The sequence below is a fragment of the Halosegnis sp. genome, from assembly GCF_042216475.1.
Taxonomy (GTDB): domain Archaea; phylum Halobacteriota; class Halobacteria; order Halobacteriales; family Haloarculaceae; genus Halosegnis.
Genome location: NZ_JBDGTV010000005.1, coordinates 3190 through 18773 on the forward strand (window position 1 = coordinate 3190; position 15584 = coordinate 18773).

At 69.0% G+C, this 15584-nt stretch carries 15 protein-coding genes; 5 read left to right on the forward strand and 10 right to left on the reverse strand.

All coding sequences use genetic code 11. The features are described 5' to 3' along the window. Positions 1-523, forward strand: a 523-nt coding sequence (locus ABEJ63_RS02295) for a ThiF family adenylyltransferase (RefSeq protein ID WP_375794730.1), incomplete at its 5' end; no start/stop codon positions are given. Here ABEJ63_RS02295 and ABEJ63_RS02300 read toward each other — a convergent pair. From ABEJ63_RS02300 to ABEJ63_RS02310, 3 genes are all read right to left on the reverse strand, one after another. Further along, on the reverse strand, positions 520-801 hold the full coding sequence (locus tag ABEJ63_RS02300; RefSeq protein WP_375794731.1) for a hypothetical protein: 282 nt from the start codon (positions 799-801) through the stop codon (positions 520-522). The two genes, ABEJ63_RS02295 and ABEJ63_RS02300, sit on opposite strands and share 4 nt — an antisense overlap. A gap of 84 nt (positions 802-885) precedes the next feature. Next, positions 886-1287: a desampylase gene (locus tag ABEJ63_RS02305; RefSeq protein WP_375794773.1), complete on the reverse strand. Its 402-nt coding sequence runs from the start codon at positions 1285-1287 to the stop codon at positions 886-888. Further along, entirely contained in the window at positions 1284-2207 is a 924-nt protein-coding gene (locus tag ABEJ63_RS02310; RefSeq protein WP_375794732.1) for an ABC transporter substrate-binding protein, read from the reverse strand. The genes ABEJ63_RS02305 and ABEJ63_RS02310 overlap by 4 nt, the downstream gene beginning before the upstream one ends. Before the next feature lie 108 nt (positions 2208-2315). Between ABEJ63_RS02310 and ABEJ63_RS02315 the strand changes: the two genes are divergently transcribed. After that, positions 2316-2450 (forward strand): hypothetical protein, encoded by a 135-nt coding sequence (locus tag ABEJ63_RS02315; RefSeq protein ID WP_375794733.1) that lies wholly within the window; start codon positions 2316-2318, stop codon positions 2448-2450. A gap of 1 nt (position 2451) precedes the next feature. Here the strand turns inward: ABEJ63_RS02315 and ABEJ63_RS02320 are convergent, their stop codons facing one another. Next, entirely contained in the window at positions 2452-3525 is a 1074-nt protein-coding gene (locus tag ABEJ63_RS02320) for a S1C family serine protease (protein WP_375794734.1), read from the reverse strand. A 110-nt stretch (positions 3526-3635) separates the two neighbouring features. On the opposite strand from ABEJ63_RS02320, the gene uvrB reads away from it, so the two are divergent. Then, positions 3636-5684 carry an excinuclease ABC subunit UvrB gene (gene uvrB, locus ABEJ63_RS02325; protein ID WP_375794735.1) on the forward strand — a complete coding sequence of 683 codons (2049 nt, stop codon included), beginning with the start codon at positions 3636-3638 and terminating at the stop codon, positions 5682-5684. Here uvrB and ABEJ63_RS02330 read toward each other — a convergent pair whose 3' ends face one another. Then, on the reverse strand, positions 5685-7412 hold the full coding sequence (locus tag ABEJ63_RS02330; protein ID WP_375794736.1) for an excinuclease ABC subunit C: 1728 nt from the start codon (positions 7410-7412) through the stop codon (positions 5685-5687). Positions 7413-7489: 77 nt separating this feature from the next. Here ABEJ63_RS02330 and ABEJ63_RS02335 point away from each other — a divergent pair, with 77 nt between their 5' ends. Beyond that, positions 7490-8212 carry an Sjogren's syndrome/scleroderma autoantigen 1 family protein gene (locus ABEJ63_RS02335; RefSeq protein WP_375794737.1) on the forward strand — a complete coding sequence of 241 codons (723 nt, stop codon included), beginning with the start codon at positions 7490-7492 and terminating at the stop codon, positions 8210-8212. On the opposite strand, the gene ABEJ63_RS02340 is transcribed toward ABEJ63_RS02335, so the two are convergent. After that, entirely contained in the window at positions 8203-10770 is a 2568-nt protein-coding gene (locus tag ABEJ63_RS02340) for a DEAD/DEAH box helicase (RefSeq protein ID WP_375794738.1), read from the reverse strand. The two genes, ABEJ63_RS02335 and ABEJ63_RS02340, sit on opposite strands and share 10 nt — an antisense overlap. A 97-nt stretch (positions 10771-10867) precedes the next feature. Here ABEJ63_RS02340 and ABEJ63_RS02345 point away from each other — a divergent pair, with 97 nt between their 5' ends. Continuing rightward, positions 10868-11335 (forward strand): TIGR00725 family protein, encoded by a 468-nt coding sequence (locus ABEJ63_RS02345; protein ID WP_375794739.1) that lies wholly within the window; start codon positions 10868-10870, stop codon positions 11333-11335. A gap of 26 nt (positions 11336-11361) precedes the next feature. Here ABEJ63_RS02345 and ABEJ63_RS02350 read toward each other — a convergent pair whose 3' ends face one another. The 4 genes from ABEJ63_RS02350 to ABEJ63_RS02365 are packed head-to-tail and all read right to left on the reverse strand — an operon-like array spanning position 11362 to position 15556. Further along, positions 11362-13263, reverse strand: coding sequence for an ABC transporter ATP-binding protein (locus ABEJ63_RS02350; RefSeq protein WP_375794740.1), 1902 nt, complete (start codon positions 13261-13263; stop codon positions 11362-11364). A 39-nt stretch (positions 13264-13302) separates the two neighbouring features. After that, positions 13303-13527, reverse strand: coding sequence for a hypothetical protein (locus ABEJ63_RS02355; protein ID WP_375794741.1), 225 nt, complete (start codon positions 13525-13527; stop codon positions 13303-13305). 47 nt (positions 13528-13574) lie between these two features. Then, positions 13575-14408, reverse strand: coding sequence for an ABC transporter ATP-binding protein (locus ABEJ63_RS02360; RefSeq protein WP_375794742.1), 834 nt, complete (start codon positions 14406-14408; stop codon positions 13575-13577). After that, entirely contained in the window at positions 14408-15556 is a 1149-nt protein-coding gene (locus tag ABEJ63_RS02365) for a FecCD family ABC transporter permease (RefSeq protein ID WP_375794743.1), read from the reverse strand. Before ABEJ63_RS02365 ends, ABEJ63_RS02360 begins: the two co-directional genes overlap by 1 nt. Positions 15557-15584 lie beyond the last annotated feature (28 nt).

The following is a 15584-nucleotide window of genomic DNA, read 5'->3' on the forward strand; positions in this document are numbered from 1 at the left end:
GCTCAACCCCGACGTGACCGTCGAGCGCCACGAGATGCGTGTCACCGCCGACACCGTCGAATCGCTCGTCACCGACTACGATATCGTCGTCGACGGGTCGGACAACTTCGAGACGCGCTATCTCGTCAACGATGCGTGCACGCTCGCGGGCGTCCCGTTCGCTCACGGCGCCATCCTCCGGTTCGAGGGGCAGGTGACCACCTTCGAGGCGGCCGAGGGTGGGCCCTGTTACCGGTGTCTGTTCCCCGAGGCGCCCGAACCGGGCACTGTCCCCTCGTGTGCAGAGGCAGGAGTGCTGGGTGTGTTGCCGGGCGTCGTCGGCACAATCCAGGCGACGGAGGCGGTGAAGCTGGCGCTCGACTACGGCGAGACGCTGGACGGCCGGTTCATCTTCTACGACGCCGGCGACATGACCTTCGAGGAGGTGCCCGTCGAGCCGCGGCCGGACTGTCCGGTGTGTGGCGACGGGGACACCATCGACTCCGTCCACGACGTCGAGTACGCCAGCACCTGCGCCATCTAGACCGCCTCGTAGACGCCGGGCGTCCCCGTCTCGCGTACCTCGACGGCGATTTCACTGCCCTCCTCGGCGGCCGTGTCGGTGACGATCGTCACCGGCTCGATTGGGTCTCGCCGGAGGAACGCGATCAGTCGCTCGAGCCACGAGGGGACACCGCCCTCCCGGCAGACGAGCACGTACCGGCCGTCTGCCCGCTCGCGTAGGTCACGCTCGAGGTCGTACTCGTCGAGCTCGTCGGGCGCGACGACGTGGATGACCTCTGCGCGGATGGCCCGCGACATATCCGATGCACGACCGCCGCGGCCATGTGTCTTGCACTTCCCACAGCGACTGCCCACGGCGCTCACCGTCGGCGGCGGAAGCAATCAATCGACGGTGACAGTGACCGGGTCGAACGCCGTGCCGGTCCACCGCCAGGCGCCCAGCGACGGCTCGCCGGCAAGAGACAGGATGGCGTACACGTGGCCGGGCCAGGCGGCCCGCTCCTCGTCGGTCGCGCTCGGCTCGGCCGGGCCGGCTGGATGCGAGTGGTAGAAGCCGACCACCTCGTCGCCAGCCGCCTCGATTGTGTCGAGGAGTTCGACCTGTTCGGTGGGGGCTATCGCATAGCGGGTTCGCGGGGTGTCGGCGGCGTTGTGTGCCCGCTCGACCCGGGTCACCCGGTCGGGGTCGCGGCGGCCCACGAGCACCCCGACCACCTCTTCAGGAGCGCCCTCGCGGGCGTGGGCGAGCATCGTCTCGTAGGCCTCGCGTCGGACGCGCATCAGGCGGGCGTCCGGGCGAGCGGCCGGACGACATCCGCGGGCGGCGTGTCGAACGTCTCGGGATAGATGCAGGCCGCGAGGTATTCGAGTGTCTCGACGAGCCGCGGGCCGGGCCGGTTGACGTAGCTGTGGCCGTCCATCGCGAACGCGCGGTCGGTCTGGACGGCCGCGAGGTCGTCCCAGCCGTCTCGGTCGGTGAGGTCGGCGAGGTTCTCGACCGTCTGCCCCAGGTCGAAACCACAGGGCGCGACGACGGCCACCTCGGGGTCGTACGCGCGGACCTCGGCCCACTCGAAGGGGCGGGAGGCGGCCCGGGGCTCCTGGAGGCCGAACTCTGCGCCCAGCCGCTCGACCATCCCCGGCACCCAGTGGCCGGCGACCATCACCGGGTCCGGCCAGTCGAAGACGGCAACGCGAGGCGAGGCGTCGACGGCGCGGGCCCGCTCTTCGACCGCCGTGACCCGCTCACGCAGGTCGGTCACGAGGGCGTCGGCGCGGGCCTCGCGGCCCAGCGCCGCGCCAATCTGCTCGATATCCGCGAACACGTCCGCCAGCGAGTGGGGGTCTGTCGTCAGTATCTCACAGTCCAGCCCCAGGTCCTCGACAGCCTCGCGCACGAGCAGTTCGTCGACGGCACAGACATCACAGATGCCCTGCGAGATGACGATATCGGGGTCGGCCGCCGCGAGCACGTCTCGGCGTATCTCGTAGACGCCGCCGTCTTCTTCGGCGGCCTGTACCTGCGCGTCGATCTCGCCAGCAGCGGCAGTCGGGTCGACGCGGCTGCGGTTGGCGTCCGGGCGGCCGGCCGCCGCCGGTGGGTAGTCACACTCGTGGGAGGTGGCGACCGGTTCCACGCCCAGCGCGTAGACGATCTCCGTCGCCGACGGGAGCAACGTCACCACGTCCGGGGTGTCGTCCATACTGGTGTATCGGCCGCCGCGGCCGTTAACCTGGCGGGCGGCAGATATGGGCCTGAATTGGGCCACAGTTGCGACAATCGATTAATACGGGCGAGGCGACACCAAGGTATGGACTCCGAGCGCTGGCCGGCGGCAGAGGGTGGCGCGACCGACGGCCTCGCGACGGCCGAGTTCGACGACGGCCGGGGGGTCGTGTACGATCCGTCGAGCCCGACGGCGTGGCTGCTGTTCGACCCGCCGTAAGCTACAATTCGTTCGGCTGGACGCCGAGTTCGAGCGTGATCGTCTGCTCGTCGCCCGCTCGAAGAACGGTCAGGTCGACGGTTTCGCCGGGGCGCGTCTCGAGCGCGAGGTAACTGCCCAGCCCCTCCGTGGTGAGCAGCGTGCGGTCGTCGATGGCCAGCAGGATGTCGCCGCCGACGGGCACCTGTCGGCCCTCGACGATGGTGGTGTCTTCGCTGGCCTGAAGCACCCCCGCGGCGGGGCCATCATCGAGGACGGCCGTCACGGCGAGGCCGCGGGCCGTCTCGAGGTCGTTCGCCGTCGCGATCTCGGGGGTGACGGGCGTGAACGCCGCGCCGATGAACGAGTGGTCGTACTCGCCGGTCTCGATCAGTTCCGGGACGACCCGCGTGGTGAGGGCTGCCGAGATACCGAAGGCGATGTTGTCGCCACCACCCGAGTTGATGACCGCGAGCACCGTGCCGTCGAGGCGCATCATCGGGCCGCCGCTGTTGCCGGGGTTGACGGCCGCGTCCGTCTGGATGGCGTCCGGGATCGGGAAGCCGGCCGGCGACGGGATCGACCGGTCGACGCCGCTGACGATACCGGCGGTGACCGTCCCGCCCAGACCGAACGGGTTGCCGATGACGACCACCTCCTCGCCGACGACGGCCGGCCGGTCGGCGAAGGGGAGCGGGGTCGCTTCCTCGGGCATCGACTCGACGGCGACGACCGCGAGATCGCTGTGGACGTCACGGCCCACGACGGGGCCACTAGTCCACGCGCCCGAGGAGAAGCGGATGTCCGCCTCGTCGGCCTCGCCGACGACGTGAGCGTTCGTGACGATGTGGCCATCATCGTAGACGAAGCCAGTCCCCTGGCCGCGGGGCGGGTCGACGAGGACGACCGAATCGGCGGTCGCCTGATGCACGTCGGCATACGAGCTGGTCGTGTCGCCGCCCGAGTCGGCCGTGGCCGTCGAGTCCGTCCCCGTCGCGGTCCCCGTTCGGCGGGCGTTACAGCCAGCCAGGGCGGCCGCGAGCGTCGTCCCCCCGAGCTTCAGTGCCGTCCGCCGGTCGAGCGTCCGGTCGGTCATACCCATCCGTGGGGCTTCGGCCCGATGTATGTTGGTGGCCGTCGAGGAATGGAGTGTAAGCGGGAACGCGGGGCGAGCGGCTGAAGTGGCGTCGTCTCGACTAGCCGATAATGAGCGATTCAGAGTCCGGCCCGCTCGGACCGGACCGTCCCAATGCCGACCAGCCGTTCCGGGTCGACGCGCCGTTCGACCCCGCCGGCGACCAGCCGGACGCCATCCGTCAGTTGGTGGCCGGCTTCGAGTCGGGCCTCGACAAGCAGACCCTGCTGGGCGTGACCGGCTCCGGCAAGACCAACACCGTCTCGTGGGTGGTCGAGGAGCTTCAGCAGCCGACGCTGGTCATCGCCCACAACAAGACGCTCGCGGCCCAGCTGTACGAGGAGTTTCGGTCGCTGTTCCCCGACAACGCCGTCGAGTATTTCGTCTCCTACTACGACTACTACCAGCCGGAGGCGTACGTCGAGTCGACTGACACCTACATCGACAAGGAGCTCTCCATCAACGAGGAGATCGACCGGCTGCGCCACTCGGCCACGCGCTCGCTGCTGACGCGTGATGACGTCATCGTGGTCGCGTCGGTGTCGGCCATCTACGGGCTCGGTGACCCAGATAACTACACGGAGATGGCACTGCGGCTGGAGCGGGGCGACCGCATGGACCGTGATGACCTGCTGGCGGAGCTGGTCGATCTGAACTACGAGCGCAACGACGTCGACTTCCAGCAGGGCACCTTCCGCGTGCGCGGGGACACCGTCGAGGTGTTTCCGATGTACGGTCGGTACGCCGTCCGGGTAGAGTTCTGGGGTGACGAGATCGACCGGCTCGCGAAGGTGGACACGACTACCGGCGAGATACAGAGCGAGGAGCCGGCGACGCTGCTGCACCCCGCCGAACACTACTCCATCCCCGAGAACCGCCTCGAGACGGCCATCGCGGAGATCGAGAACCTGATGGAAGAACGGGTCTCCTACTTCGAGCGGCAGGGCGACCTGGTGGCCGCCCAGCGGATCGAAGAGCGGACCACCTTCGACCTGGAGATGCTCCGCGAGTCGGGCTACTGTTCGGGCATCGAGAACTACTCGGTCCACATGTCTGACCGCGAGAGCGGTGAGCCGCCACACACCCTGCTCGATTACTTCCCCGACGACTTCCTCACCGTCGTCGACGAGTCACACCAGACGATTCCCCAGATAAAAGGCCAGTTCGAGGGGGATAAGTCCCGGAAAGACTCGCTCGTCCAGAACGGGTTCCGGCTTCCGACCGCCTACGACAACCGCCCACTCACGTTCGAGGAGTTCGAGGCGAAGACGAACCGCACGCTGTACGTGTCGGCGACACCGGGCGACTACGAGCGGGAGACCAGCGGGCAGGTGGTCGAGCAGATCGTCCGCCCGACCCATCTCGTCGATCCCGCCATCGAGGTGGCGAGCGCCGACGGCCAGGTGGAAGACCTGCTCGACCGCGTGGACGAGCGGGTGGCGGCCGACGAGCGCGTGCTCGTGACCACCCTGACCAAGCGGATGGCCGAGGACCTCACCGAGTACCTGGAGGAGGCCGGCGTCGCCGTCGAGTACATGCACGACGAGACGGATACGCTGGAGCGGCACGAGATCATCCGCGACCTCCGGCGGGGGAATATCGACGTCCTCGTCGGGATCAACCTGCTCCGGGAGGGGCTGGACCTGCCGGAGGTGTCGCTGGTGGCTATCCTCGATGCCGATCAAGAGGGGTTCCTCCGCTCGGAGACGACACTCGTTCAGACGATGGGGCGGGCGGCGCGCAACGTGAACGGCCAAGCCGTGCTGTACGCCGACGAGACGACCGACGCGATGGAGTCGGCCATCGCAGAGACGCGGCGCCGCCGCCAGATCCAACGCGAGTACAACGAGGAGCACGGATACACCCCCGAGACAATCGACAAGGCGGTCGGGGAGACATCGCTGCCGGGCGCGAAGACGGACACGGGTGGTGTCGCCGGGCTCGAGGCGGAGACATCCACAGAGGCGGAGCAGCTCATCGAGTCGCTGGAGGCACGGATGGAGGAGGCTGCCGACAACCTCGAGTTCGAACTCGCCGCGGATATCCGCGACCGGATCCGCCGGCTGGAAGAGGAGTTCGACCTCGACGTGACCGACGAGGGCGTCCCGGCACCGGAGTGACTACAGCCGGGCAGCGATGGTCGCGGCCGTCGCCGGGCCGACGCCGTCGACCTCGCCCAGTTCGGACTCGCTTGCCGCTCTGACGCCTTCGACACTGCCGAACCGCCGGAGCAGCCGCTGGCGTAGCTCCGGACCGACACCCGGCAGGTCATCGAGCGTCGTCGACACCTCGTCGCGCACCTGCTGGTGATAGGCGACGGCGAACCGATGGGCCTCGTCGCGCACCCGCTGGAGCAGCCGGAGGTGGTCGGCATCTGAGTCCCAGTCGTGGGAGCCGTCGGGCGTGATCACCCGCTCGTCGGCCTTCGCGAGGGCGATGGCAGGTACCGACCAGCCGACGGCCGCGAGCGCCTCCTGGGCGGCCGCCAGCTGTCCCTCGCCACCGTCCACGAGCAGGAGGTCCGGGTCGGGCCGGTCGTCGCGGCCCTCGACAGCCCGTTCGGCCCGCCAGGCGACGAGTCGGCGCATGTTGGCGTAGTCGTCGTTCTCGTCGGGCAGCTTCTTGCGCCGGTAGTCGGCCTTCGACGCATCACCGTCGACGAAACAGACGTCCGAGCCGACGACAGCCGTCCCGCCGGCGTGGCTCACGTCGAACCCCTCGATACGGTCGGCGGCCGGCAGGTCGAGTGCGGCCGCGAGGTCTGCACACGCGTCGGCGGCTCGCTCACGGCGACGGGCGTTCTTCAACGCGAGGTCGACCAGCGTCGCCTCTCGGCCGGCGCCGGGGACGCGCACCTCCGTGCCGGCCGCTTCGAGCCACTCGACGACGTCCGGGTCGGCCGGCCGCTCCTGCAGGAGGACGGCGTCGGGGAGAGTGCGTTCGGCGTAGAACTGGGGGAGAAACGCCGCCAGCAGGGCCGCCGGGTCGCGGATGTCGGAGGCAGCCACCTGGTGTCGTTCCCGGTCGACCAGTTGGCCCCGCTCGCTCACCAGCCGGGCGGCCGTCGCCTCGGCCCCCTCGAGAGCGACGCCGATCACCTCGACCCGGTCCTCGCCGTCGCCCTGGATTGCCGCGCCGCCGCCTTCGTGGAACGACTCGACGGCCTGGAGCCGGTCGCGGAGGTTCGCCGCCCGCTCGAACTCGCGGTCGGCGGCGGCCGTCTCCATCGCCTGCCGCATCGGGTCCGCGAGGACGCCCGTCTCGCCGTCGAGGAACCGCCGGACCGACTCGACGTCCGCGCGATAGTCGGCGGCATCGGGATGGTCAACACAGGGGGCCGAGCAGAGGCCCATCTCATGGTCGAGACACGGCCGCTCGCGGTCGGCGAACTTGTGGTCCGAACAGCCGCGGACGCCGAACATCTCCCGGAGTGCCTTCACGACCGTCTCCACCTGCCCCTTGTCGGTGTACGGGCCGAACACGGTCGCGGCGTCGTCGGGGTCACGCGTCACCTCGATACGGGGGGACGCGTGGTCGGTCAGCTGGACGAGCGGGTAGGATTTGTCGTCTTTGAGCCGGACGTTGTATTTCGGCTGGAATCGCTTGACCAGGTTCGCCTCCAGCAGCAGCGCCTGTGTTTCCGTCTCTGTGACGGAGAAATCGATGCCGTCTGCCCGCTCGACCATCCGGCGAATCCGCTCGCTGCGCGGGTCCGCGTACGAGCGCACCCGGTCGCGCAGCTCCACCGCCTTACCGACGTACAGGACGGTGTCGCCTCGTTCGAACTGGTAGACGCCGGGCGTAGCCGGCAGGTCGTCGGCTCGATTCCTGACCGCGTCGCTGTCCACACCCGGCGTACGATGTTCGGCTGCTTCAGCGTGTCGCGGGCGCAGTCCTTTTGCGCGGTGACGGCATCTCACCGCACATGAGCGACTTCGACCGTGAGGCCGAACGTGAGCGGCTCCGCGAGCAGTTCGAGGCCGACAAGCAGGACCGCGCGCAATCAGAGCGGATGTCGGAGCTGCTCTTGAAGGGCGCGACGATGACGAACGTCCACTGTGATCGCTGCGGCGACCCCATCTTCCGGTGGGACGGCCAGGAGTTCTGTCCGACCTGTCAGGGCGGGCCAGCCGGCGAACCGGACGAGGCGGTGGCCGACCAGTCGGCCGGGGGAGCTGTCGATCAGTCGGCCAGAGCAGCCACCAACCAGTCGGCCGGGGCAGACGCCGAGCCCGATGCGGCGCCGTCGGCAGCCCCCGAGACACCGCCGGCACCGTCGCCCGACCACGACGACAACGATGGGCTCGAGGTAGAGCCAGAGCCGGACCCAGACGAGTCACCGGCGACGCGACATCGGGCGACCGAGTCACGGGAGGCGCCGAGCGAGGCGGCTCCGCAGCCGGAGCCACAGTCAGAGCCAGCGCCAGCGCCGGGGGCGGCGCCGGAGTCGCGCGCGCCCGCCCAGCGGTCCGACCGCACTGGGACCGGTGAAGATGTCGCCGCAGCGCGGGCATCGCTGGCGCGCACGCTCCGGTCGCTGGCGGAGCAGGCAGAGCGGGCCGAAGATCTCTCGCAGTGCCGTGCGTACCTGGCGGCGACCGAGGAGGCCGCAGCGGCGCTGGCGGCCGTCGAGGACGTTCAGCGGTAGTCGGAGCCGACGACCTCGCGAATCCGCTCTGCGGTGACCGGCCCGACACCCTCCACCTCGCGAAGCTGGGCTTCGTCGGCGGTCATCACAGCCTCGACACTGCCGAACGCCTCGAGCAGCGCGCGGGCCGTCACCGGGCCGACCTCTGCGACAGAACTGACGACGTATTCCTGCTGTTCGGCGAGTGTCTTGCTCGACTTCTCACCGTGGACGCGCACCTCCCGGTCTGACGTCTCCTGTTCGCGGCGGGCGATCGTCTCCAGCAACTCCGTCGTGGCATCCTCGTCGTCGGTGAACAGGACACTCGCGCCGAAGTCGACGGCCAGTGACGCCAGCGCGCCCCGGATGGCGTTCGGGTGGACGTTACGCCGGCCGTAGAGGTCACCGCCCTCAACGAGAACGACCGGGCGGGCGTAGCTGCGGACGGCGTCGCCCACCTGCTCGAACATCGAGCGGTCCTCGCCCAGCAGCGTATCGAGGAAGTCTCCGGTCGTCTTTCGTTCGACGACGACCCGGTCGGAGAGCACGTAGTCGCCGACAGCGAGCGTCTCCAGCCGTGTCTCGATCCCCTCGCGAGTCGACAGCTCCCGGGCGATGGTGGCGTCGAGTTCCCGCTGATCGACGACCACCTCGACGGCGTCGTCGGTGCCCGCCCGCTCGACGGTCGCCTCGTCGGGGGCGGGCGTCTCCGTCGACTCGGCCGGCGCCTCGGTCTCAGCCTGCGTCTGCGTGGTCTCGCCGCTCTCGGCCGACGTGTCGCTCTCGGCCGCCGCGTCGTGTTCAGTCGCCGTGTCACTCTCGTCGGCGAAGCTACCGAGCCCTGCCTGCCCCTGCGTTTCGGCCGACTCGCTGGTCCCGGTGTCGGCGGCGCCCGCGTCGGCCGCGTCGGCCGCGTCGGCATCTGCTGGGGTGGCCGTCCCATCGGCGTCGTCGTCCCCACTCCCACCGCTATCGCCCTCGCCGTCGGCGTCGGCATAGTCGTCGAGCGAGCCCTGTTCGAGTTCCGCCTCGAGTTCGCCGGCCATCCCTTTCAGCTTCCGTAACTCCTCTTGCATCCGCTTTTCCTCGTTGCGGGACATCCAGAAGAACGCCTCGTCCCGGGTGTCTTCGGCGATGAGCACGACCACACGGCCCTCGCTGGCGCGGCCGGTGCGGCCTTTCCGCTGGATGGAGCGGATTCCTTTGGGGACCGGCTCGTAGAAGACGACGAGGTCGACATCGGGGACGTCGAGGCCTTCCTCAGCGACGCTGGTGGAGACGAGTACCTCGAACTCGCCGGCGCGGAAGGCGTCGAGTCGCTCTTTCTGTTCGGCCTGTGTCATCCCGTCGGAGCCGTCCTTGTCACCCTGGCCGACGAACCGGCGGGCGTCGAACGATTCGTTGAGGAAGTCGGTGAGCGTCTCGGCGGTGTCACGACTCTCGGTGAAGACGATGGCTCGCGAGCCGTCCTCCAGTCCGAACGTCTCGGCCAGCAGGATGCGCGTCTTGCGGAACTTCGGGTGGAGGTCGTCGAACTCCGTGGCAAGCCGCATCGCCTTCTTGACGCGCGGCTCGGAGACGAACCGCTGGCTCGCCTTCGAGGCGCCCGACGAGCGGGCCTGCTCGCGCTGGCGCTCGAAATACCGCCGAAGCGACTCGACGGACTGCGTCTCGACGAGTTCGGTCGCCCGCCGGAGCTTCATCACCTCGGCGTGGACGCTCATTCCCTGGTAGCCCGCGGAGTCGTCGTCGTTCATGAGCCGCTGGAGCCGACCGCGGGCGGCGTTCAGCTGCTTTTGGCTCATGTTGGGGTCCGTCGAGTTCACCACGCCCAACTCCTGAAGCTGCTCCAGCCGCTCGGTGATGACCTCGTTGAGCGCGTCCCGGATCGCGAGGACGTCCTCGGGCAGGTCAACCCGCTCCCAGTCGACGTCGGTGCGGTAGGTGTGGGCCGCCACGTCGGCATCCTCCTCGGTGCGGACCTCCACCTCCTCCAGCCCGAGGTTGTCACACACCCGGAGGATCTCTTCCTTGTCGCCGCCAGGGCTCGCGCTCATCCCGGTGACGAGCGGGTCCTCCGCGTCGGCGTGGTAGCGGTCGGCGATGTAGTTGTACGCGTACTCGCCGGTGGCGCGGTGACATTCGTCGAAGGTGAGATGGGTCACGTCGGCAAGCGAGATGCGGTTGCCGACGAGGTCGTTCTCCACGACCTGCGGGGTCGCAAGCACGACCCGCGCTGATGCCCACAGGTCCGCGCGGTCGTCCGGGCGCACGTCGCCGGTGAAGACGACGATCTCCTCGTCGGGAATCTCCAGGGCGTCGCGGTAGAAGTCGGCGTGCTGCTGGACGAGTGGCTTCGTCGGGGCGAGCATCAGTGCAGTCCCGCCACGGTTGGCCAGCCGGCTCGCCGTCACCAGACACGATACCGTGGTCTTGCCGAGCCCAGTGGGCAGACAGACGAGGGTGTGCCGCTCGCGGGCTGCAGCGGCCAACTCTGTCTGGTAGCTGCGGTCCTCGAGGAACTCCGGTGTCAGCAGCGGCCCGTCCAGATACTCGCCGTCCGCGTCGACAGCCGCCATTACCATTGATATCCCGCTAACAGACAAAAGGGTTCGCGTGGCAGAGTGGAACTGAAACAAGAGGGGGGTTCATACGCCCGCGACCACACCCTCGCGTATGCGCGTCTCCGTCATCGGCGGCAGCAGCGTGGACGACGAAACGGCCGCCGTCGCAGAACGAGTCGGCGAACTGCTGGGCGATCGTGACCATACCGTCGTCTGCGGCGGGTACGGCGGGGTAATGGCCGCCGCCTGTCGGGGGACGAAGCGAGCGGGCGGGCAGACAGTGGGAATCCTCTCGGGGGCAGACCCGCGGGCGGGCAACGACTATCTCGACACGGCCGTCGCGACCGGGCTGGGCAACGCCCGTAACCCGCTGGTCGTGCTGAACGGCGACGGTGTCGTCGCCGTCGACGGCGCAACGGGGACGCTCTCGGAGCTGGGACACGCGCTCGATTACGGTCGGCCAGTGGCAGGACTGAACACACACGATTGCACGGAGTTCGACGGGTTCGAGGCCGTCGAGACGGCGGCAGCGGCGGTCGACAGTCTCGAGCGGCGGGTGACCTCCTCCTCCCACCCCTGAAGCGGTGGGCGTTTGCTCGCTCTGTGTCAGTCGTCGCTGAGCGCGACCCGCTCGCGGAATTCGTCGGGCAGCGAGTCGAGATCGCCGGCCTGCACGCTCCACAACTGGGCGTACAGCCCATCCCGTTCGAGCAGGTCTGCGTGGCTCCCGCGTTCGGTAATCTGGCCGTCCTCGAGGACGAGTATCTCGTCGGCGCCTTTCACCGTCGAGAGCCGGTGGGCGATGGCGAACGTCGTCCGGTCGGCCGCGAGGGCGTCCAGCGACCGCTGGATGAGATACTCTGTCTCCGTGTCGACGGCACTGGTCGCCTCGTCGAGCACGAGTATCTGCGGGTCCTGCAAGACGACGCGCGCGATGGCAATCCGCTGGCGCTGGCCGCCCGACAGCTTCACGCCACGCTCGCCGACGCGGGTCTCGTAACCGTCCGGTAGGTTCGTGATGAACTCGTGGGCCTCTGCAGCCCTCGCCGCCTCGACGACGGCCTCGTGGTCGGCGTCAAAGTCACCGTAGCGGATGTTGTCGGCGATGGTGCCGTCGAAGAGGAACGTCTCTTGGCCGACGTAGCCGATCTGCGAGCGCAGCGACGCCATCTGGACATCCCGGATGTCGTGGCCGTCGATGCGTATCTCGCCGGCAGTCACGTCGTACATCCGGAGCAACAACTTCAGCAGCGTCGACTTGCCCGCGCCGGTCGGCCCGACGAGCGCCACCGTCTCGCCCGGCTCCGCGCTGAAGGAGACATCGTCGATGACCGTCTCGCCAGTCGCGTCGTCGCCCGGCTCACCATCGTAGGCGAAGGAGACCTCGTCGTACTCAACGTGGCCGTCCACGTCGGTGAGCGCGACGGCATCCGGGCGGTCCGTCACCCCGACGGGGATGTCCATCAGCCCGAAGACGCGCTCGCTGGAGGCGAGGGCATTCTCGTACTGGTCGATAATGTTCGACACCTCTGCCAGCGGCGTGGCGAACCGCTGAGACAGGAAGAGGAACGTGACGAGCGTCCCCGCCCCGAGCGTGCCGCTTGCGCCCGGCGGCGGGCCGACGAACAGCCAGTAGCCGCCCACGAGGAACGTGAGTGTGAACGAGACGCCCGCGAGCAGTTCCATCCCCGGCCGGTAGAAGTACGACAGTCGGAGCATCGCCATCGTGTCCTCGAACAGTCGCTTCGAAGAGCGGCGGACCCGCTCGGTCTCGTGGGCCTCACTGGCGGTGGTCTTCGTCAGTTCGATACCGGAGATGGCATTCTCAAGGCGGGTGTTCAGCTTGCCGACCGACGAGCGGCGGGCGGCGTACAGCGGTTCGGCCCGCTTCATGAACCAGTAGGTGAACCCGACCATCACCGGCGCGACCAGCAGCGTGACGGCCGCCAGATACGCGTTCTCGAGCACGAGCACGACGCCGATGCCGACGAGCAGCGTCCCCAGGCGGACGGAGTTGGTGAGCGCGTTATCGAGGAACGACTCGAGGTTCTCCGTGTCCGACGAGAGGATCGCCATCACCTCGCCGGTCTGTTTGTCGTCGAAGAAGCTCATGTCGAGCCGGCCCATCTTCTCGAAACAGTCGACCCGGACGGCGTGCATCACGCCGTGGGCGAACTCGTTGGCGGCGACACCGTACAGGTAGGTGAACGCGGCCGTCGTGAGGAAAGAGCCGCCGATGAGGACGACCGACAGCTCGAAGGCGCCGGTGGTTCCCGTGGGAAGCCACGCGTTGGGTACCAGCGGGAGCGAGAATCGGCCACCGTCGAGCGTGTTGACGGCCGCCCCCAGCACGACCGGCGGGACGAGCGATGCGAACTGTGCGAGCAGGTTCGCGAGCACGCCGAGCGCAAACCAGCCGTACCGGGGGCGGCCGTAGGCGCCGAACAGTCGGCGCATCGGCCGCCGGACATCCGCCCGGTAGCGGTCGAAGACGCTCTCTTCAGTCATTGCCGTCCCGACGGGGGCCGTCGACATATGGGTTGTCTCTCAGGCTGTGCGACGCCACCACAACAGGCCCGCCAGCAGGCCGCCCCCCACGAGCCGGACGCGCCGCGTCGCCGCCGATGTCGGGCGAAACTCGACGCCCAGCAGCCGGTAGCCGCGGCGGGCGGTCGCGAGCAGACGGTCAGGGATAAGGAGGTGTGCGAGGGCGGCGACAAGGAGGCCACCGGCGAGCAGCCGTCGCTCCGTGTCGGTGAGGCGTCGCGTCACACGGGTTGGTGGGCTCCGAACGGCAAACGCTCGGCGGTCGCGGCGAGCTACAGGGGGCGGTGGGGGACGACTTCTGGTCCCTCGCGGACTGTGGCTGCAACGCCGAACACGTCCGCGAGCAGTTGCTCGGTCACCACCTCGTCGGGCGGGCCCCAGTCGTACGGTTCACCGTCCCGCAGCGCGATGATGTTGTCCGCGTAGCGGGCCGCCTGCGCGATGTCGTGGAGGACGATACCGACCGTGATGTCGTCGGCGTGGTTGCGCTCGCGGACGGTGTCGAGCACGCTCAGCTGGTGGCGCAGGTCGAGGAACGTCGTCGGCTCGTCGAGCAGCAGCACGTCCGGCTCCTGGGCGAGCACCATCGCGACGCGGGCCAGCTGCTGTTGGCCGCCCGAGAGGGTGCCGACCTCCACGTCCCGGAGGTCGGCGACGCCCGCCACGGACAGCGCCTGCTCGACGGCCGCGTGGTCGGCCTCCGAGAGCGTCTCGAGGAACCCGCGGTGCGGGTAGCGGCCGTGTCTGACCAGCTCCTCGACGGTGAGCGAGTCGGGTGTGTCACCCTCCTGAGTGAGCAGGCCGACCGCTCGCGCGAGCGACTTCTTTCCCATCGCGTACACGTCCCGGCCGCCGAGTTCGACGGTGCCGGCGGCGGGTCTGAGCTGGCCGGCAAGCGCCTTCAGGAGCGTCGATTTCCCGGAGCCGTTCGGCCCCACGAGCGCCGTCATCTCGCCGGCCGGCAGGACCACCCTGTCGCAGACGACGACCGGCTCGTCGGTCGTCGAGTAGCCGATTCGGAGGCCGTCGCCGACGAGCGCGGGCGCTCCGTCGGCGTCGGTGTCGGCCGCCTCGGCGCTCCGTGGCGTCGTCTCCTGCCCCTGCATCACAGCTCACCCAGTTGCTGGCGGCGCCGCATCAGATACAGGAAGTAGGGCCCGCCGACGATGCCCGTGACGATGCCGACCGGTAGCTGGGTCGGCGAGCCGAACGCCACTTCGAAGGAGAGCCGCGCGAGCACGTCCGCGACGACGAGCAGGGCGGGGCCGGCGAACGCACAGCCGACGAGCAGCCGTTTGTGGTCGGTGCCGACCACCGTCCGTACCATGTGTGGGACGATGAGCCCGACGAAGCCGACGATGCCGGCGACTGCGACACTGGCGGCCGCGGCGACGATACCGACGCCCGACAGCAGAAAGCGGGTGCGCTCGACGCGCATCCCCAGTGCGCTCGCGGTCGACTCTCCGAGCAGGAGCACGTTCAACTGGCGGGCGCCCAGCACTGTCCCCGGGAGGACGACGAGCACGACCCACGGGAGCACCATCCGCACCTGCTCCCAGTCGACGCCCGTCAGCGAGCCGGTGGTCCACGCGACGGCCTGCTGGACGGTGCCGACGTCGCCAGCGAAGAAGAACAGCGCCGTCTGTAGCGAGTTGAGCACCGTCCCGACGATGACGCCCGCGAGCACGAGCCGGACCGGTGAGGTCCCGCCCTTCCACGCGATGGCGTACACGAGCAGGAAGGCGACAGTGCCGCCGACGGCGGCCGTCACCGGCAGCAGCGCCGACAGCGCCGGAAACGCGACGAGAGTCAGCAGGATGGCGAGGCCCGCCCCGGAAGAGACCCCGAGGATGAACGGGCTTGCGAGTTCGTTCTTCGTGACGGCCTGGAAGATGGCACCCGATAGCGACAGCGACAGGCCCACGAGCGCGGCCACGAGCACGCGCGGCATCCGGATCGACCAGACGACGAGCGTCTCGCGGGCGAGTGTATACCCCGTCGAGAGGCCAAGCGACGCTGCGAGTCCGTCGCCAAGCAGGAGTGTCGCGAGCACACCGGGGCGTGTCCACACAGCCGGGTCGAAGACAGCGCGCCACGCGGTCGCAAGCGACATCGTGAACGTGCCGAAGGACACCTGCACCAGCCCCGCGAGGACAGTCAATGCGAGCGAGCCGGCACAGAAGCCAACGAGCGTGGGGTCGACCCACTCGAACCGGTCGACAGCCCGCTCGACTGTGTCAGTCTCAGCGGCCACGTGCGGTCCCCTCCCTGTCCATCGTTGA